This is a genomic window from Caulobacter sp. GSs2 (assembly GCF_058680895.1).
In genome coordinates this window covers 3,866,571-3,884,265 of the sequence record NZ_CM178725.1, presented here as the reverse complement: position 1 = coordinate 3,884,265, position 17,695 = coordinate 3,866,571, and the positions used below count along the sequence as shown (strand labels likewise).

Genomic DNA, 17,695 nt, shown 5'->3' with positions numbered 1-17,695 from the left:
TTATGCCGGTGAGGATTGCCCCTCACCGCTTTGTTCCCGGGCTTCATAGTCCTCGATCTGCCGCGCCGTCCACTCCGGAGACTTCGTGAAGCGAGCCAGCAGGTTGTAGAACACCGGCACCACGAACAGGGTCAGCAGGGTGGCGAAGATCGCGCCCATGAAGATCACGGCGCCGATCGTCTGGCGGCTGCCGGCGCCAGCGCCGGTCCACAGCACCAGCGGCAGGGCGCCCATGGCGGTGGCGATCGAGGTCATGATGATCGGCCTCAGGCGCAGGACGGCGGCTTCGATCACCGCCTCCTTCACTTTCAGGCCCTCGTCGCGCAGCTGGTTGGCGAACTCGACGATCAGAATGCCGTTCTTGGCCGCGATGCCGACCAGGATAATCAGGCCGATCTGGCTGTAGGTGTTGACGGTCGAGCCGGTCATCAGCAGGCCAAACAGCCCGCCCAGCACCGCCAGCGGCACGGTCATCATGATGACCGCCGGGTGGATCCAGCTTTCGAACTGCGCGGCCAGCACCAGGAAGACCAGCAACAGGGCAAGACCGAAGGCGACGCCGACAGCGCCGGAGGCTTCCAGATAGTCCTTGGCCTGGCCGCCCCACTTGACGCTGACTCCAGGCGTTGGCCGGGAAGCGGCCTCCTCCTGCAGGAACTTCACCGCGTCTTCGACGGTATAGCCCGGCGCCAGCTGCGCAGTCAGAGTGACGGAGCGCAGGCGGTCGACGCGTGGGCGGTCGGGCGTGTCACCGCGAAGCTGGGTGGTGACCACGGTCGACAGCGGCACCAGGGTTCCCGACTGGGTGCGCACCTGCAGCTGGTCCAGGTCGGCGACGCTGCGGCGCTGCTCCAGGGTGGACTGCAGGATGACGTCGTATTCCTGGCCGTTCTTGATGTAGGTCGTGGCGCGCCGCGAGCCGAACATGGTCTCCAGCGCCCGGCCGATGGACTGGGCCGAGATGCCCAGGCTGGCGGCCTTGTCGCGGTCGATCTGCACCGACAGTCGCGGCGAGGTCGGCTCGTAGTCGATGCGCGGACGCGACAGGCCCGGATTGTCCTGAGCAGCCTCCAGCATGGGCTTGAGCCAGTTGGCCAGCTCCACATAGTCGTTGCCGACCGCGATCAGGTCGACGTTCGTCCCGCCGCCACCGCCGCCGCCGCGCTGGAAGGCGCCGCGCACGCTGGCCACGGCGCGCACGCCGGTGATCTTGCTCAGGGTCTTGTTGAGTTCGGCGGCGACCTCGTCAGCCGTCTTGTCGCGCTCGCCCCAGTCCTTGAGCACCAACACGCCATTGCCGGTGTTGAACTGGCTCTGGCCAAAGCGCGGGACCGAGATGATGGTCCGGTCGGCGACGCCGTCGGCGCGGTACTTTTCAAGCTGGCGCTCGACCTCGTTGGCGGCCTTGACGGTGTAGTCGAAGCCCGCGCCCTCTGGGCCGTTGATGTTGATATCGACGCGGCCGCGATCCTCGGCTGGCACCATTTCCTTGGGCAGCATCACGAAGAGGCCGCCGGCGGCCGCCGCCAGAATGATGACCACGGCGCCGGTCGCCCAGCTGGCGGCGCGGGCGGCCAGAAGACCTTCCAGCGAGTGGCGATAGCTGTCCTTCAGCCTGTCCATCGCCCAGTCGACCTTGCGGGCCAGCCAACCGCCGGTACCCGCCGGACGCAGCAGCTTGGAGGCCAGCATCGGCGACAGGGTGAAGGCCAGCAGGGCCGAGAACGCCACGGCCGCCGCGATGGCCACGGCCAGCTCGACGAACAGGCGGCCCGTATAGCCGGGCAGGAACATCAGCGGCGCGAAGACCGAGATCAGCACGACGGTGGTGGCGACCACCGCGAAAAACACCTGGCGCGTGCCGCGCAGGGCGGCGACGGGCGCGGGCTCACCCTCGTCAACGCGGCGCTGGATGTTCTCGACCACGACGATGGCGTCATCGACCACAAGGCCGACGGCCAGCACCAGAGCCAGCAGGGTCAGCAGATTGAGCGAAAAGCCCAGCGGCGCCAGGACGATGAAGGTCGACAGAATGCAGATCGGCGCGATGATCGACGGGATCAGCGCCGCCCGCCAACTGCCCAGGAACAGCAGATTGACCAGGGCCACCAGGCCGATCGAGATGCCCATGGTGACCCACACCTCGTGGATCGCCTCGGCGGTGAAGACCGAGTTGTCGACGGCCTTGATGAGTTGCGTGCCAGGGGGCAGCGTCTTGTTGATCTCCGCGATCTCGGCGTCGACCACCTTGGAGATGGCGACGTCATTGGCCTGCGACTGGCGGGTCAGGAAGATGCCGACCTGGTTGACCGTGTTGCCGCGGAAGATCTTCCGGCGCTCGTTGGAGCCCTCTTCCACCCGCGCCACGTCGCCAAGCCTGACGACGAAACCACTGGCGTTGGCCGCCCGAAGCGGCAGTTTGACGAAGTCCTCAGGCTTGGAATAACTGCGGGTCACCCGGATGGTGAAGTCCTTGCTGTCGCTCTCCAGCGACCCGGCGGGCAGTTCGACGTTCTGGCTGTTGAGGGCGTTCTCGACGTCGTCGACGGTCACGCCGCGGGCGGCCATGGCGTCGGGATTGAGCCAGATGCGCATGGCGTAGAGCTGGCCGTTCAGGCCGGCCTGGGCCACGCCGGGCACGGTCGACATCCGCTCGACCAGATAGCGGTCGGCATAGTCGGCCAGCTCCAGCGGCGACAGGCTGGTCGAGGTCAGGTTCAGAATGATGATCGGCGAGCTGTCGGCCGTGGCCTTGGCGATCTGCGGCGGATCGGCCTGGTCGGGCAGGTTGGCCGACACCCGGCTGACGGCGTCGCGCACGTCGTTGGCGGCGTCGTCCAGATCGCGGTCGAGCGTGAAGGTGATGCTGATCTGCGAACGGCCGTCGCGCGACGACGAATTGACCCGGTCGATGCCCTGAATGCCCGAGACCTGGCGCTCGATCACCTGGGTGATGCGCTCCTCGATCACTTCAGCCGAGGCGCCGCGATAGGCGGTCGAGACCGACACGACCGGCGGATCGACATTGGGCAGTTCGCGGATCGGCAGACCCGTGAAGGCGGCCAGGCCGATGACGCAGAGGAGGATCGCCGCAACGGCGGCGAAGACCGGGCGGCGGACGGAAAGATCCGAGATCATCAGTTCGCCTTGCGACCAGCGTCGCCGGCGCCGGCGCCGGGTTTCTTGCCACCTTGACCGCCGCCGATCGACGCGCCGTCCTGTACGCGATTGAGGCCATCGGCCACGATCTTGTCGCCCGGCTTCACGCCCGAGCTGATCTCGACGAAACCGCCGGAGGCCAGACCGGTCTCGACATTGGTGCGACGCGCCACCTGGCCCTTGGGGCCCTTGACGATCAGGAACACCGAAGCCTGGGTGCCTTCGAACTGAACGGCGGCCTCGGGCACGGCGGGCGCGGTGCGCAGGCCTTGGTCGATGGACACCTTGACCAGCATGCCCGGCTTCAGGCGACCGCCCGGATTGGGGAACTCGGCGCGGGCCTTTACGGCGCGGGTGGTGGGATCGATCCGCGTGTCGATCTGGGCGATACGGCCCTGGAAGGTCTCACCCGGCAGGGCGTCAGGCCGCGCCGAGATCGGCAGGCCTTGGCGCAGGGTGGCCAGATAGCGGTCAGGCACCGAGAAATCGACGCGGATCACCGAAACATCGTCCAGGCTGACAATGGCCGTGCCGGGGCTGATCAGGGTGCCGGGCGCGACATCCGAAATGCCGACGCGACCCGAGAACGGCGCACGGATCACGCGGTCCAGCTTCTGGGCCTGAGCCGAGGCGACACCGGCGCGGGCCGTCTCGACGGCGGCCAGATACTGCTCGGCGGTGGCGCGCGGCGCGACGCCGCGATCGGCCAGGGTCTTCCAGCGCTGATAGTCGCGCTCGGCCTGGGCCAGGCGCACCTTGGCCTCGGCGATGCCCGCGTCCTCGCTGGCCGACTTCAGATCAACCAGCACCTGGCCGCGCGATACGGCCTGGCCATCGACAAAGTGCACGGCCGTGATCATTTCGGCGGTATTGGAAGTGATCGTCACCGACTGCAGTCCTTTGGCCACGCCAAGGACCTCGATGCGGTCGGTGAAGGGCCTGGACGACACGACAGTCTGGGAGACAGTCGTGGCCCGTCCGCCGCCAGGACCACCCTGGCCAGCCGCCTTTTGCCCGAACGCCAGCTTCATGCCCCCGACAACGAGCATGAGAACCACGGCGGCCAGCGCCGCCAAAAGGAAGAAGTGCCTGCGGATCAAGGAACGGACTCCAGGCGCCGAACAGAGTCGGCGGCGGCGACAAGGTGCGGGGACATATGCCGTCCCCCTAAACCCACGTCCAGTGACAGCAGGATGACGGACCATTTCAGTCCTGCAACACTCAGAATCCGCGCCAGATCCCCAGCACAACGCCACGATCCCGTGCAATCTCTCGACCCGCGAGGGTTTGCCGCCAGCCAGCCTGCACGCTCCAGGCGCCAAAGCCGCGAACAACCGAAAGTTCGGCCTTTACCCAGCTGGATTTCCGGGGCTTTGCGTCCGCCTCGCCGGCAAAGGTCTGGGCCATCACCAGCCAGTTGCGCGTTGGCCGAAAGCCCAGGGTCGCGTCCATCCGGGTCTCGTCGGCCAGGCCTGATCGCCGCAAACGGGCCAGTTGCAGATCCGAAAAGATTTCTCCCCTGCGGGTCGTCACAGAGCGTCCCAGAAGCAGCCGCGCCTCCAGATCCACCTCGCCCTGCCCCGGCGCCGCATAGCCGGCGTTGCGGCCGACGCCAGGCTCGGCCGCGCCAACATAGATCGCCGCGACGGTTCGGGGTCGCTTGAGCACCGCGTAACGCAACCCCAGCTCGACCGGACTGCGGCCTTCATAGCGCACGAACGGGTCGCGGCCCCGCGTCAGCCCGGCCTTGGCCTGCAAGGTCAGGCGATCGGTCACGCCATGCTCGATGAACACCGAGGCCGTCTCGTCCTCGCGCCGCCCCAGATCGCGCACCGCGCCATCGGCGTCGAAGACCTGGTCGGCCGATTGCCGTTCGACCTTGGCGATCACCTGGGTCTGACCTTTCGACATCGGCCATGCCCCGGCCATGGCTTCGCCACCTGTCAGGCAAAGAAAAGCCGCCGTGATCGCCAGGATCACGGCGGCTGAGCTTCGTCGATAACGGATTGTCAGTCGGCGTAGCCGGGCGACTCCCGATCCAGCTTGCGCAGGCAACCCGGCCAGGCCAGGCCCGCGATCATGCCGAGCCCGCCGCCCGTCTGGCTGCGCACCTCGGCCTGAGCGTGCTCCGGCGCCATCAGGACGTTGTCGCGTCCGGCCGAGAGGGCCATCACCTGCTGACTGCACGCGCGCTCCAGGAAGAACATCCCCATCCAGCACTCGGCTGCGGTCGAACCCGCCGACAAGGTGCCGTGGTTCCGAAGCATCATCAGCTTCTTGTCGCCGAGATCGGCCACCAGCCGCTCCCGCTCGTCAAGATTGAGCGCAATACCTTCATAGTCGTGATAGGCGAGTTGAGGCAAGACGATAAGCGCCTGTTGCGCCAGCGGCAGCAGACCTTCCTTGTGGGTCGAGACCGCGACGCCCTGATCGGTATGCAGGTGCATGACGTAGTGGGCGTCTTCGCGGGCCGCGTGGACGGCCGAGTGGATGGTGAAGCCCGCCGGATTGATGAAGTACGAGGTCTTGTCGATGACGTTGCCGTCCAGATCGACCTTGACCAGCGCCGAGGCGGTCATCTCGCCGAAGAACACGCCATAGGGGTTGATCAGGAAGTGATGCTCCGGCCCCGGAATGCGGGCCGAGATGTGCGTAAAGATCATGTCGTCCCAGCCGTGCACGGCGACAAGCCGATACAGAGCGGCCAGATCGACGCGCGCCTGCCACTCGGCGTCGCTGACCTTGCCCCTGAGGGACGTGCTGATGGACGTGGCTCCGTCGGCCATGGGAGGCCTCCCTAGGTTATCATTGTTGAGTTGAAGGTCGCGCCGGGGACGCCCAGCGTCAAGTACGCGTCTTCACGGAAGCCAGGACTTGCCAGCCGTCTCCGCACGCCCGACGGTCAGCAGGAAGACGGTCTGCGGGGAATCGTCGGGCGGGAGACCTTTCAAACATGCTGACCCTTCTGGGCGTGGCGGTGATCGTCGTGGGCTTCGCCCTGCGCTTCAACCCGCTGCTGGTGGTCGTCGCCGCCGCTCTGACCGCCGGACTGGCCTCGGGTCTCGGCCCGCTCGAGGTGCTGGCCGCCTTCGGCAAGGCCTTCAACACCAACCGCTATGTCAGCATCGCCTGGCTGGTCCTGCCGGCCATCGGCGTGCTGGAGCGGTCTGGCCTGCAGGAGCGCGCCCGCATGACGATCCAGGGCCTGAAGGGGGCCAGCGCCGGCAAGCTTCTGCTGACCTATCTGGCCCTGCGCCAGATCACCGCCGCCCTGGGCCTGACCCATGTCGCCGGCCATGCCCAGACCGTCCGCCCCCTGGTCGCGCCAATGGCGGAAGCCGCCGCCGAAAATGCTGGTCCTGTCGACGAGCCGTCTCGCGAGCGCATCAAGGCCATGAGCGCCGCCACCGACAATATCGGACTGTTCTTTGGCGAGGACATCTTCATGGCCATAGGATCGATCCTGCTGATCGTCGGCTTCCTGGATCAGAGCGGCATCACGGTCGAGCCGCTGCACCTGTCGGTCTGGGCCATTCCCACGGCCATCGCCGCCTTCCTGGTGCATGGCGCGCGGCTGTTGCTGTTTGACCGCAAGCTCGGGGCGACCAGGACAGGAGCTGACGCATGATCGGCCTGCCGCTGGTCTATCTGGTCGCCGGCGCCATGTTCGCCGCCTTCGCCCTGCTGAGCGCCGGCGACAGGACAAACGCCAGGCGCTGGGGCAATGCCGCGTTCTGGGCCCTGGTCTCGGTCAGCTTTCTGCTGGGCGATTATCTGGGCGACCTGGGCAACGGGTTCCTGGTGCTGGGGCTGGCGCTGCTGGCGGGAACGGGTCAACTGGGCGTCGGCGCGCCGACCACCACGACGCCGGAAGAGCGCCAGGCCCTGGCCGAAAAGCTGGGCGCCCGACTTTTCCTGCCGGCGCTTGTCATCCCGCTGATCACCCTGATCGGCACGTTCGCCTTCAAGGCCATGACCCTGAACGGCGCGCCGCTGGTCGAGGCCAAGCACGCAACCCTGATTTCGCTGGCCCTGGCCGCGATCGTGGCCGCCATCCTGGCCCAGGCCCTCTTCAAGCAGCCGCCCTCCTCGCCCCTGCAGGAAGGTCGCCGTCTGATGGATCTGGTGGGCTGGGCGGCGCTGCTGCCGCAGATGCTGGCGGCGCTGGGCGCGGTGTTCGCCCTGGCCGGCGTAGGCCAGACCATCGGCGAACTGGCCGTGGCCTGGACGCCGGTCGACAGCCGCTTCGCCGTCGTCGCCGCCTATTGCCTTGGCATGGCTGGCTTCACCATCCTGATGGGCAACGCCTTTGCGGCCTTTCCGGTCATGACCGCCGGCATCGCCCTGCCCCTGGTGATCGGCCGGTTCGGCGGTGACCCGGCCGTGGTCTGCGCCATCGGCATGCTGTCGGGCTTCTGTGGCACCCTGCTGACGCCGCTGGCCGCCAACTTCAACCTTGTGCCGGCGGCCCTGTTGCAATTGAAGGACCGGTACGGCGTGATCCGCGCCCAGGCGCCGACCGCCGTCCTTATGCTGGTCATCAACATGGTCCTGATGAATGTCCTCGCCTTCAGGGTCTAGCCGCCCCAGTCCGGCCCGCCCAAGCCTTGCCCAATCCACGGCGTCGCGGTTTGCGAAGATCGCCCTGGGCCACATCGCGCGCGAATATCCCAACAAGCTGGACCATGTGCTGGCCGGCGACGCCGACGCCCGCACGCCCCGCGACCTGCACCCGATCTTCTTTGGCAGTTTCGACTGGCACTCCTGCGTCCACGGCTACTGGCTCTTGGCCACCCTGCTGCGCGCGCGCCCCGAAATAGCCGAGGCCGAGACGATCATCGCCCTGTTCGACGACGCCTTCACCGAGGAGAAGGTCGCCGCCGAGATCGCCTATCTGGCCCGCCCCGAAAGCCGGGGCTTCGAGCGGCCCTATGGCTGGGCCTGGAGTCTGATGCTGCAGGCCGAACTGATGCGGCACGGTGACCGTCCCTGGGCCGCCCGCCATGCGCCGCTGGCCAGGATGTTCGTGGAGCGGTTCGAGGCCTTCCTGCCGCTGGCCGACTATCCGGTCCGCGCGGGCGTTCACACCAACACGGCCTTCGCCCTGGTCCTGGCCTCGGAATATGCCGACATGACGGGCAACACCGTCTTCCGCCAGCTCCTGACGACCAAGGCGATAATCTGGTACGGCCAGGACGCCGCCTGTCAGGCCTGGGAGCCCTCAGGCGATGATTTTCTCTCGCCGGCCCTGATCGAGGCCGAGGCCATGCGCCGGCTGCTGCCGCGCGAAACCTTCGAGATCTGGTTCGTGCGCTTCCTGCCCGACCTGGCCGCCAGGCAGCCCGCGACCCTGTTCACGCCGGCCCGGGTCAGCGATCGCACCGACGGCAAGATCGCCCATCTCGATGGCCTGAACCTGTCGCGCGCCTGGTGCTGGCGCACCCTGGCCGGGGCCTTGCCGGAGCTCGACCCCGCCAAGCCGCTGGTCATCAACGCCGCCATGGCCCACCTGGCGGCCGCCGTACCGCACGTGGCCGGCGACTATATGGGCGAGCACTGGCTGGCGACCTTCGCAATGCTGGCCCTGACCAACGGCTGAACAGTCTCTCCGGAACCCCAATCCGGTAGAGGTTCGCGCGAATTTACAGTGTTTGACTTTTGTCGCTGGGCGACTGGCGTTAACGCTACCATGCAAATCTTGGACAAGCTCAGGGATTGGCGCCCCATTTACAGTAAGATCGAGTGCCTCCATGCGGTGCGATACCATCAGCGAAGACGCCAAAGCCTACCAACGGATCGAAGTGATCGAGGCGTCCACCGGCTGGGTGGTCTCGAAAGAAGGCCGCACCATGGGCCGGTTTGAAGACGTTGAAGCCGCCTACAAGAACGCCCTGGCGATCTGCGACGCGCTGTTCGACGCGGGCGTGCGCGCTTGCGTCAGGCAGTCTGCATCCCTGCACGCCTGAGGCCGCCAGGCAGCCGCCGCGCCGCACGTCGCCGGCGACCAAATGGGCGAGCACGGGCTGGCGACCTTCGCGATGCTGGCCCTGACCACCGGATAGGTCGCGCCCTCTAAACCCCTGCGACGCTGGCGATCCGGGCCGAGACCAGGGCTCTGTTAACGCCCTCATTTTGAGGCCTTCGAACTGGTCTGGACTCGGCAAAACTGACTATCTTTCCACACGCATGCGCCAAAGCGCTGTGTGGTCGGCCGTTCGCGGCCGAAAGGATGGCCATGAAGCGTACCTCTTCCAGACCTCTTCAGGTTTGGCCGCTGACAGTGCTGGCGATGACGGCGATCGTCCTGCTGGCCGTCAGCCTCGTGCTGGGAGCCCGTCAGGTCGACCTGCGGGTTCGCCGCCATGAGGAATTCCTCGTTCGCCAAGGCATCCAGGCTGAGGCTCAGCAGACCTTGAATGCGCTGATCGCGCAGACGGTCTGGGATGATGCGGTTCTGAATCTGGACAACAGGCTCAACGCCACCTGGGCCAACGACCAAATCGCGACCTACCTCCAGCAGAGCATCGGCCCCTGGAACTTTGTCTTGGTAGACAGCGATGACAAGGCGGTATGGGGCAGTGGCCACACAGCGCCCCTGTCTGCGGACGACCTTGCCGAGCTCAGACATCGGGCCGAGCCGATCATTGCCGAGATCCGTCAACAGGAGGCGGCGCGCAGGGCGACTCCAGGCGGCGCGGTGATGGCGGACAACAGGCCCCAGAAGGCCATCGTCACATCTCAGGTCGAGATGCGCGATGGTCGGCCCTACTTGTGGATCGCAAGCCTGGTGCAGCCTGATTTTGGCAAGGCCAAGCCCGCCAAGGCCAAGGCCGCCATCGTGATCGGCGGCGACTTCCTCACGCGGCCCCGAATGGACTTGCTGGCGCAGCGCTACAAGCTCGCGCAGTTTCGGTTCGAACCGGGGGGCGGGAAGGTCGGACCCGACGAGGCCAGCACGACCTTCGCCTCGTACCCGGGCGCCACACCCGTCGCCCTTGTATGGCGCCCAGAACGGCCTGGCGCCGATCTTCTGAAGCAGTCGCTCTGGATGATCAGCGGCGTGGTGATCGTTCTGGCTGCCCTCGCCGCTCTGATGTCCTACAGCACCAGGCGCGCAGCCCGCAGCCTCCTCGAAAATCACCATGCGCAGGCCGAATTCCTGGCCAATATGAGCCACGAACTCCGGACGCCCTTGAACGGCGTGAACGCCCTGTCCGAAGCCCTGGCCAAGACTGCGCTGACGGCGAGCCAGCGCGAGATGGCCGACACGATCCACAAGTCCGGGCAGATGCTGAGCCGATTGTTGGCGGATATTCTCGACCTGGCCCGCATCGACGCAAAAGGTCTGTCACTGGAGCCAGAGCCTTTCCTGTTGAGCGGGGCGGTCAAGTCGATCGCCGACATCATGGCCCCGCGAGCGCGGGAAAAGGGCCTTGAGCTTCAGCTGGACCTCGATCCTGCAGCGGAGGTCTGGGTCATGGGCGACGCTGTCCGCTTGGCCCAGGTTCTGACCAACCTGTTGTCAAACGCGATCAAGTTCACCGAGCAAGGCCACATCCGGCTGTCGGTGCGCGCCGCCTCCGACGACCCGGCCGGCGGCTGGCGCTTTACCGTGCAGGACACGGGCGTGGGTTTCGAACCCTCACAGCAAGACGCCATCTTCAAGCGCTTCCAGCAGGCCGACGGCAGCGTCACGCGCCGCTTCGGCGGGACGGGGCTTGGCTTGGCCATATCCCGCGAACTTGCGGAGATGATGGGGGGTCGGCTGACCGCCGAAGGGCGACCGGGCGACGGTGCGGTCTTCAGGCTCGACATGCCGCTTCCTGAAACGGACGCGCGTCCTTCTCAGATCGTCGCGCACGATGTGACGCCCGACGCCAACATCGCCGAGGCGCACACGGCCACCCGCGTCCTGGTCAGTGAGGACCATCCGATCAATCGCCTGGTGATCGAGACTCTGCTGAGCGAGTTGGGCATGAACGTGCTGTCCACCGAAAACGGGCTTGAAGCGTGCGAAGCCTTTGAGTCCCAGGAGTTCGACCTGATCCTGATGGACATGCAGATGCCCGTGATGGACGGCCTGACGGCGATCCGCAGGATACGGCGCTACGAAATCGACCGTAGTCGTTCGCCGACGCCGATCATCATGATCACCGCCAACGCCCTACCCGAACACAGGGCGGCTGGGATGGACGCGGGGGCGGACATATTCATCACCAAGCCCCTGAGCGCCAACACCTTCTTTGGCGCCGTCAGCGCCCTGAGGACGCCGGCCTAGACCCGTCCTCGGGCTCAGTCCCCGCGGTCGCCCTTCATCAGCCGCGCCTTGTCCCGCTGCCAGTCGCGGGCGGCCTCGGTCTCGCGCTTGTCGTGGGTCTTCTTGCCCTTGGCCAGGCCGATCTCCAGCTTGGCCAGGCCCTTTTCGTTCCAGTAGAGCTTGAGCGGGATCAGGGTGCGGCCATCGCGCTGGACGGCGCCGATCAGCTTCTCGACCTGCTTCTTGTGCAGCAGCAGCGTGCGGTGCCGGCGCGGCTCGTGATTGAAGCGGTTGGCGTGGCCATAGGGCGGGATGTCAGCGTTGATCAGCTTGATCGTCCGCCCTTCCACCGAGGCGTAGGCTTCGGCGATATTGGCCCGGCCCACCCGCAACGACTTGACCTCGGTGCCGGTCAGCATGATGCCGGCCTCGAAGGTCTCTTCGATGAAGTAGTCGTACCGGGCGCGCCGGTTCTCCGCGATGGGCTTGGTCATCAGACCAGACCCGCCTCGCGCATGGCCTCCAGGATCGCCGGCTTCACGGCCTCATTGCACGGCGCGATCGGCAGGCGAACGTCGGGCTCGCAAAGGCCCAGATGGGCGATGGCGAACTTGGTCGGCGCGGGCGAGGAATCCAGGAACAGCGCCTTGTGCAGCTTGATCAGGCGATCCTGACCATAGAGCGCGGTCTCCCATTCGCCCTTCAGGCAGGCGTTGATGAAGGCCGAGCAAGCCTCGGGCGCGACATTGCAGGTCACCGAGATCACCCCATGGCCGCCATGGGCCATGTAGCCCAGGGCCGTGGGATCATCGCCCGACAGCATCACCCAGTCAGGGCCGCACAGGATGCGCTGCATGCTGGCGCGGACCAGATCGCCGGTGGCGTCCTTGACGCCGATGATGTTGGGCAGCTTGGACAGCCGCGCCAGGGTCTCGTTGGAGATGTCGACGCTGGCCCGGCTGGGGACATTGTAAACCAGCACCGGCAGCTGGACGGCATTGTTGATCGCCTCGTAGTGGCGATACAGGCCTTCCTGGCTGGGGCGGTTGTAATAGGGCGTCACCACCAAAGCCGCGTCGGCGCCCACCGCCTTGGCGTGCTGGGCCAGTTCGATGGCCTCGTCGGTCGAGTTGGAGCCCGCGCCGGCGATCACCGGAACCCGGCCCTTGACGGTCTGCACGCACAGCTCGACCACCCGCTTGTGCTCGTCGTGGCTCAGGGTCGAGGTTTCGCCGGTGGTGCCGACGGGCACGACACCGTGCACGCCGCCCGCGATCTGGCGCTCGACGAGGGCCACGAAGGCCGCTTCGTCCACGGCGCCGTCTCGGAAGGGCGTAATCAGGGCGGGAATAACGCCCTTGAACGGAGAATGGACCATAACTTGCAATTTGCCGTGAGAAGGGCGCCGCGAAGGTTGCGGCCAGACGATGGGAGCGGACAATATGTCGCCGCCCCGCCGTCCCGCAACCGGTGCGTCGGAGCAGGCAGCGGTTTGATGGGCCAAGCCCCAAGGGTCAAGCCCTTGAGGCCTCAGAAAAACCGTTCCTTAGGTGTCTTCGGGCCTGATGGATCGCATAAGCGGCTGTCGACTCGATTCGACGGTGCGTGAAGGAGAACGGGTTTTGGCTTCAGTGTTGCGTCGGATCATGTTCGGAAGCGCCGGTCTGGTGCTGCTCGGCAGCGTCGCGGGCGCCCAGACGTCCGGTCCGGTCCCCTACCAGCCGTCATCGACGCCGGCCCTGATCACCACCCCGCCGACCGCCATTCCCGGAACGGTGTCCGACGTCGAGGCCGAGAACCTGCGCATGGCGCTGGCCGGCGCCCGGAGCGGCGACGTTTCTCGCGCCCGTATGGCGATGAGCAGCCTGCAGGACCCGATTGCCCGCAAGATCGCCCTCTGGGCCCTGGTCGACAGCTCGGCCGAGGCGATGAGCTTCTTCGAACTCGATTCCGCCCGCCGCGACCTGGCCGGCTGGCCCCGCGCGGGTCGCCGCGAGACCGCCGCCGAAAAGCAGCTGTCGGTCTCCGGCCTCAGCCCCGCCCAGATCATCGCCTGGTTCGGCGGCGGCCAGCCCGCCACCGCCGAGGGCGCCATGGCCCTGGCCTCGGCCTATCAGGCCAGCGGCCGCCAGCAGGACGCCATTGACCTTATCCGCCGCACCTGGCGCGACAGGGTGTTCGAAGCCGACGCCCAGCGCAGCATGGCCGCCCGCTTCGGGACGATGCTGACCGCCGACGACTATGCCCGCCGCGCCGATATCCTGCTGTATGGCCAGCAAGGCCCGGCGGCGCGCGAGCTGGTCGACCTGCTGCCCGCAGATCAGCAGGCCTCAGCCCGCGTCCGTATCGCCTTCCGCCAGAACGCCGCCAGCGCTACCTCGATGTTCGAGACCCTGGGTCCCGACGATCAGGCCTCTCCTGGCGTAGTGTTCGAGCGCGCCGCCTATATGCGTCGTCGCGGCCTGGACAGCTTTGCCCTGCAGCTGGTTCGCAATTTCCCCTCGCCGCCGCCGACCGACGAAGCCGCCACCGCGATCTGGAAGGAACGCCGGGCGCTGGTCGTCTCGGCCCTGAAAACCGGCGACAGCGGGGGCGCCTATGCCGCCGCCGCCAATACCGGCCTGAGCGTCGGCGCTGACGCCGCAGAAGCCGAATTCTATGCGGGCTGGATCGCCCTGGCCCGCCTCAGGCAGCCCGACGCGGCCGCTCGCCACTTCGCCGCCATCGCCGCGATTGGCGCCTCGCCGATCACCAAGGGCCGGGCGCTCTACTGGCAGGGTCGCGCGGCAGAGGCCCAGAACGACCCTATCGCCGCCCAGGCCTTCTATTCCGAGGGCGCACGCCACATCACCACCTTCTACGGCCAGCTGTCGGCCGAGAAGGCGGGCCTGACCGAGCTCAAGCTCGAGCGCGACCCGGTCGTCACCCAGGCCGACCGCGCCCGCTTCCACGGCCGCGAACTGGTGCGCGCCGCGCGGATGCTGGCCGACATCGGGGCCAAGGATCAGTTCCGCTCGCTAGTGCTATTCATCGATGACAACCTGCCCAACGCCGAGGAGTCGGCCCTGCTGGTCGACTTCGCACGCGGCTATGGCGACCAGGACCTGGGCATGCGCGCCGTGCGCACCGCCGCCCAGCGCGGCTTCATCCTGCCCGAGCGGGGCTATCCCCTTCTGGACCATCACTTCACGCCGGGTCCGGGCGCGGCCGAGACCGCCTTCGTTTATTCGATCTCTCGCCAGGAGAGCAATTTCGACCCCAACGCCCGCTCGGGTGTCGGCGCGCGCGGCATGATGCAGCTGATGCCGCCCACCGCCGCCATCGTGGCCCGCCAGTTGGGTGAGCGCCATTCGGTCGACCGCCTGTCGGACCCCACTTACAACATGCGCCTGGGCTCGACCTATCTGGGCGACATGGTCGAAAACTTCAGCGGCTCCTACATCATGGCCGCCGCCGCCTATAACGCCGGTCCGGGCCGCCCAGCCGCATGGGTCAGCCAGTGCGGCGACCCGCGCGGCGCCACGACGGACCCGCTCGACTTCATCGAGTGCATCCCGTTCTCGGAAACCCGCAACTATGTGATGCGGACCCTGGAAACGACCATGGTCTATCGCGCGCGCCTCAATGGCGGGACCACGCCCCTGACCCTGTCGCGGGAGCTCAAGCGCGGCGGCTATGTCTATGCGCCGGCGGTGGCCCAGGCCTACGCGCCCTCGACCCAGCCCTGACCCTATAGCCGGCGGGCGGCCAGCACGGGCCCCGCCGGCGTTTCCACCAGCGCGCCATCCAGCCTGAACACCCGCGCCAGGATCTCGGGCGCAAGGGCTACGCCCGGCGCGCCCTCCGACACGACACGTCCGCCGTCGATCACCACCAGGCGGTCGCAGCAGCGCGCGGCAAGGCTTAGGTCGTGCAACGTTACCACCACCCCCGCGCCCGCAGCGGCCTCGGCGCGCAGCAGGTCCAGGGTCAGCAGTTGAGCGTCGGGGTCCAGGCCCGCGATGGGCTCGTCGGCCACCAGCAGCGGCGCGCGCGTGGTCAGCAGCCGCGCCAGCAAGACCCTGGCCCGCTCACCACCCGACATGTCGAGCACGCCGCGCGTCGCCAGATCGGCCGCTCCGACCCGCGCCAGTCGCTCACGCGCCACGTCCAGGGCCTGAGCGTCCGGCAGATCGACCGCGCCCAGGCTGGCCACGCGCTCGGCGGGGAGATTCCAGGCCAGTCGGCGGTCCTGGGGCAGGTAACCCACGCGCGCGGCGCGGGCCTCGGCGCTCAGGGCCTCGAGACGCTGATCGCCCAGCCAGACCTCGCCTTCCTGTCTGGGCAGCAGGCCAAGGCCCGCCCGCAACAGGCTGGTCTTGCCGGCGCCGTTGGGGCCGACCACGCCGACGACTTCGCCGGGGCTGACGACCAGACTGGCGGCGTCCAAGACCCGCTTGCCGCCCTGAAACGCGCTGACGCCGCTGAGGGTCCAGGCCGCCGTCATGCCCGCCAGCTCCGCGACGCCCGCCAGGCCAGCAGGGCAAAGGCCGGCGCGCCGAACAGGGCCGTGACGACGCCCAGCTTCAGTTCCTGATCGGTCGGCGCCACGCGCGCCGCCAGATCGGCCAGAACCAGCAGCAGAGCGCCGGCCAGGGCAGAGGGCCACAGGATCTGACGCGGATCGTCCTTCACCAGCGCCCGCACCATGTGCGGCGCGGCCAGGCCGACAAAGCCGATGACCCCGGCTCCGGCCACGGCGGCGCCGGTCAGCAGCGCCGCGCCGGCCACGGCATAGACCCGCAGGCGCGACATGGGCAGGCCCGACATCGCGGCCGCCTCCTCGCCCAGGGTCAGCATGCGCAGGCCCTGCCCCGCCTTCAGACACAGGGCGGCGCCGATCGCCATGGGGACCAGCGCCCTCAGGCTGTCGGTCCAGTCGCGGTTCTCGACCGAGCCCATCAGCCAGGCCAGGACCTCGGCGATGGCGACCGGCGACGGCGCAAGGTTGAATACCAGAGCGGTCAGGGCCCCGCCGAAGGCCGAGATAGCCACGCCCAGCAGGATCAGGGCCTCAGGTTCGCGAAGACGGGCAGCGATGGCCACCACCGCCCCGCCGGCCACCAGCGCGCCCAGCAAGGCGGCCAGTTCGATGGCGCCCGGGACCGCCGCCAGTCCGCCGGCAATGGCCAAGGCCGCGCCCAGCCCCGACACCGCCGAGACGCCCAGCACGCCGGGGTCAGCCAGAGGATTGCGCAGCAGACCCTGCATCGTCGCGCCCGCCAGGCCCAGAGCCGCGCCCACCAGCGCCGCCATGGCGACGCGCGGCGCCCGGATGGTCCACAGCACCTCGCCGGGCGGCGAGCCTGGATGGGCGATAGCTTGAGCATACTGGCCGAGCGCCAGAGGCGTTTCGCCAAGCAGCACAGCGGCGACGGCGGCGAGCGCCAGCAGGCAGACCATGCCAAGACAGAGGCGGAGCAGGCTCATCGCACGGCTCGCGCCTGAGCCAACTGCGCCACACCATCGGCCGCGAACCAGGCGGGACAGCCCACCACCGCGCCAGACAGAGACGCGATCGTGCGGTTTTCCGTCGCCCGCCTGAGCGCCGCGTGACGCCCGGCTCCCCAACGGTCGGAGCCCGCGCGGGTCAGGTCGAAAAAGCCCAGAACCACCGCGCGCGGCGGCGTCATCACCAGGCTTTCCAGCGGCACGGGGCTAAAGAAGGGTCCCGCACTGGCGTTCGACAGGCCCGAGGCCTTCAGCATGGCGTCGATCAGGGTGCCGCTCCCCGCCGTATAGCCGCCCGGCGTCAGATAGAGGGCGCTTTGCCCCTGCCAGGCGCCGGCCGAGGCCTTGAGCTGGCCGTCCATGCGCGCGATCAGCGCCTCGCCGGCCGCCTTGCTGTCCAGAGCGACGGCGACGCGCCGGACATTGTCGCGGACGCCGTCGAAGTCGGCGGCGTCATCGATCCTGACCGTATGGACGCCGCGTCGCTCCAGCACCGAGACCAGCCGGGCGTCGCCACCCCAATGGCGGACCACGACCTGCGGCCGCGCGGCGACAAGGCTCTCGACCGTGGCGCGGCGCTGCGGCAGCCCGACCGAAGCCTTGCGCATATATGAATCCGGCGCGCCGGCGCGATGCGACAGGCCGACGATCGCCTCCCGAGGAGCCAGGGCCAGAACATATTGATCGGCGCAGGAATCCAGCGACATCACCCGTGGGCTCGCGGCGACGGCTGACGGCGCGAAAGCCATCGCCACCGCGACAGCGCCAAGCACACGGACGGTCGACACG

Annotated in this window: 15 protein-coding genes; 6 read left to right on the top strand and 9 right to left on the bottom strand. The window is 67.8% G+C overall.

The genetic code is table 11. The annotated features are described in order from the left end of the window. From ACW17Z_RS18805 to ACW17Z_RS18790, 4 genes are all read right to left on the bottom strand, one after another. On the bottom strand, positions 1-3,138 hold the full coding sequence (locus ACW17Z_RS18805; RefSeq protein ID WP_492057104.1) for an efflux RND transporter permease subunit: 3,138 nt from the start codon (positions 3,136-3,138) through the stop codon (positions 1-3). Continuing rightward, positions 3,138-4,259, bottom strand: a complete 1,122-nt coding sequence (locus tag ACW17Z_RS18800; RefSeq protein WP_492057103.1) for an efflux RND transporter periplasmic adaptor subunit — start codon at positions 4,257-4,259, stop codon at positions 3,138-3,140. Before ACW17Z_RS18800 ends, ACW17Z_RS18805 begins: the two co-directional genes overlap by 1 nt. Positions 4,260-4,380: 121 nt before the next feature. Beyond that, positions 4,381-5,139 carry a hypothetical protein gene (locus ACW17Z_RS18795; protein ID WP_492057101.1) on the bottom strand — a complete coding sequence of 253 codons (759 nt, stop codon included), beginning with the start codon at positions 5,137-5,139 and terminating at the stop codon, positions 4,381-4,383. Positions 5,140-5,168: 29 nt separating this feature from the next. Next, positions 5,169-5,945 carry a class II aldolase/adducin family protein gene (locus ACW17Z_RS18790; protein WP_419321184.1) on the bottom strand — a complete coding sequence of 259 codons (777 nt, stop codon included), beginning with the start codon at positions 5,943-5,945 and terminating at the stop codon, positions 5,169-5,171. Between the two features lie 167 nt (positions 5,946-6,112). Here ACW17Z_RS18790 and ACW17Z_RS18785 point away from each other — a divergent pair, with 167 nt between their 5' ends. From ACW17Z_RS18785 to ACW17Z_RS18765, 5 genes are all read left to right on the top strand, one after another. Then, positions 6,113-6,787, top strand: coding sequence for a DUF969 domain-containing protein (locus ACW17Z_RS18785; RefSeq protein ID WP_419321182.1), 675 nt, complete (start codon positions 6,113-6,115; stop codon positions 6,785-6,787). Next, the gene (locus ACW17Z_RS18780) at positions 6,784-7,740 is read left to right on the top strand and encodes a DUF979 domain-containing protein (RefSeq protein ID WP_492057100.1); all 957 of its coding nucleotides are present in this window, start codon (positions 6,784-6,786) and stop codon (positions 7,738-7,740) included. The genes ACW17Z_RS18785 and ACW17Z_RS18780 overlap by 4 nt, the downstream gene beginning before the upstream one ends. Further along, positions 7,718-8,758 carry a DUF2891 domain-containing protein gene (locus tag ACW17Z_RS18775; protein ID WP_492057099.1) on the top strand — a complete coding sequence of 347 codons (1,041 nt, stop codon included), beginning with the start codon at positions 7,718-7,720 and terminating at the stop codon, positions 8,756-8,758. The genes ACW17Z_RS18780 and ACW17Z_RS18775 overlap by 23 nt, the downstream gene beginning before the upstream one ends. Positions 8,759-8,909: 151 nt before the next feature. Next, on the top strand, positions 8,910-9,125 hold the full coding sequence (locus ACW17Z_RS18770; protein WP_419321178.1) for a hypothetical protein: 216 nt from the start codon (positions 8,910-8,912) through the stop codon (positions 9,123-9,125). Between the two features lie 269 nt (positions 9,126-9,394). Continuing rightward, a complete protein-coding gene (locus ACW17Z_RS18765) occupies positions 9,395-11,437 on the top strand; it encodes a hybrid sensor histidine kinase/response regulator (RefSeq protein WP_492057098.1) in 2,043 nt (680 codons plus the stop codon). Between the two features lie 14 nt (positions 11,438-11,451). Here ACW17Z_RS18765 and smpB read toward each other — a convergent pair whose 3' ends face one another. Together smpB and dapA are read right to left on the bottom strand one after the other, a co-directional pair. Beyond that, positions 11,452-11,910, bottom strand: a complete 459-nt coding sequence (gene smpB / locus ACW17Z_RS18760; protein ID WP_419321176.1) for an SsrA-binding protein SmpB — start codon at positions 11,908-11,910, stop codon at positions 11,452-11,454. Then, a complete protein-coding gene (gene dapA, locus ACW17Z_RS18755) occupies positions 11,910-12,794 on the bottom strand; it encodes a 4-hydroxy-tetrahydrodipicolinate synthase (protein WP_419321174.1) in 885 nt (294 codons plus the stop codon). Before dapA ends, smpB begins: the two co-directional genes overlap by 1 nt. Before the next feature lie 268 nt (positions 12,795-13,062). On the opposite strand from dapA, the gene ACW17Z_RS18750 reads away from it, so the two are divergent. After that, on the top strand, positions 13,063-15,144 hold the full coding sequence (locus ACW17Z_RS18750) for a lytic transglycosylase domain-containing protein (RefSeq protein WP_419321173.1): 2,082 nt from the start codon (positions 13,063-13,065) through the stop codon (positions 15,142-15,144). A gap of 2 nt (positions 15,145-15,146) precedes the next feature. On the opposite strand, the gene ACW17Z_RS18745 is transcribed toward ACW17Z_RS18750, so the two are convergent. The 3 genes from ACW17Z_RS18745 to ACW17Z_RS18735 are packed head-to-tail and all read right to left on the bottom strand — an operon-like array spanning position 15,147 to position 17,694. Then, positions 15,147-15,902, bottom strand: coding sequence for an ABC transporter ATP-binding protein (locus tag ACW17Z_RS18745; RefSeq protein ID WP_492057097.1), 756 nt, complete (start codon positions 15,900-15,902; stop codon positions 15,147-15,149). Then, entirely contained in the window at positions 15,899-16,885 is a 987-nt protein-coding gene (locus ACW17Z_RS18740) for a FecCD family ABC transporter permease (RefSeq protein ID WP_492057095.1), read from the bottom strand. The genes ACW17Z_RS18745 and ACW17Z_RS18740 overlap by 4 nt, the downstream gene beginning before the upstream one ends. After that, a complete protein-coding gene (locus ACW17Z_RS18735; protein ID WP_492057094.1) occupies positions 16,882-17,694 on the bottom strand; it encodes an ABC transporter substrate-binding protein in 813 nt (270 codons plus the stop codon). Before ACW17Z_RS18735 ends, ACW17Z_RS18740 begins: the two co-directional genes overlap by 4 nt. Position 17,695: the final 1 nt, after the last annotated feature.

Excerpts from the sequence above, each read along its gene's own strand:
- ACW17Z_RS18805 (WP_492057104.1), bottom strand. The coding sequence starts at position 3,138 with ATGATCTCGGATCTTTCCGTCCGCCGCCCGGTCTTCGCCGCCGTTGCG.
- ACW17Z_RS18790 (WP_419321184.1), bottom strand. The coding sequence starts at position 5,945 with ATGGCCGACGGAGCCACGTCCATCAGCACGTCCCTCAGGGGCAAGGTC.
- ACW17Z_RS18785 (WP_419321182.1), top strand. The coding sequence starts at position 6,113 with ATGCTGACCCTTCTGGGCGTGGCGGTGATCGTCGTGGGCTTCGCCCTG.
- ACW17Z_RS18780 (WP_492057100.1), top strand. The coding sequence starts at position 6,784 with ATGATCGGCCTGCCGCTGGTCTATCTGGTCGCCGGCGCCATGTTCGCC.
- ACW17Z_RS18775 (WP_492057099.1), top strand. The coding sequence starts at position 7,718 with ATGTCCTCGCCTTCAGGGTCTAGCCGCCCCAGTCCGGCCCGCCCAAGC.
- ACW17Z_RS18770 (WP_419321178.1), top strand. The coding sequence starts at position 8,910 with ATGCGGTGCGATACCATCAGCGAAGACGCCAAAGCCTACCAACGGATC.
- ACW17Z_RS18765 (WP_492057098.1), top strand. The coding sequence starts at position 9,395 with ATGAAGCGTACCTCTTCCAGACCTCTTCAGGTTTGGCCGCTGACAGTG.
- smpB (WP_419321176.1), bottom strand. The coding sequence starts at position 11,910 with ATGACCAAGCCCATCGCGGAGAACCGGCGCGCCCGGTACGACTACTTC.
- dapA (WP_419321174.1), bottom strand. The coding sequence starts at position 12,794 with ATGGTCCATTCTCCGTTCAAGGGCGTTATTCCCGCCCTGATTACGCCC.
- ACW17Z_RS18750 (WP_419321173.1), top strand. The coding sequence starts at position 13,063 with ATGTTCGGAAGCGCCGGTCTGGTGCTGCTCGGCAGCGTCGCGGGCGCC.
- ACW17Z_RS18745 (WP_492057097.1), bottom strand. The coding sequence starts at position 15,902 with ATGACGGCGGCCTGGACCCTCAGCGGCGTCAGCGCGTTTCAGGGCGGC.
- ACW17Z_RS18740 (WP_492057095.1), bottom strand. The coding sequence starts at position 16,885 with ATGAGCCTGCTCCGCCTCTGTCTTGGCATGGTCTGCCTGCTGGCGCTC.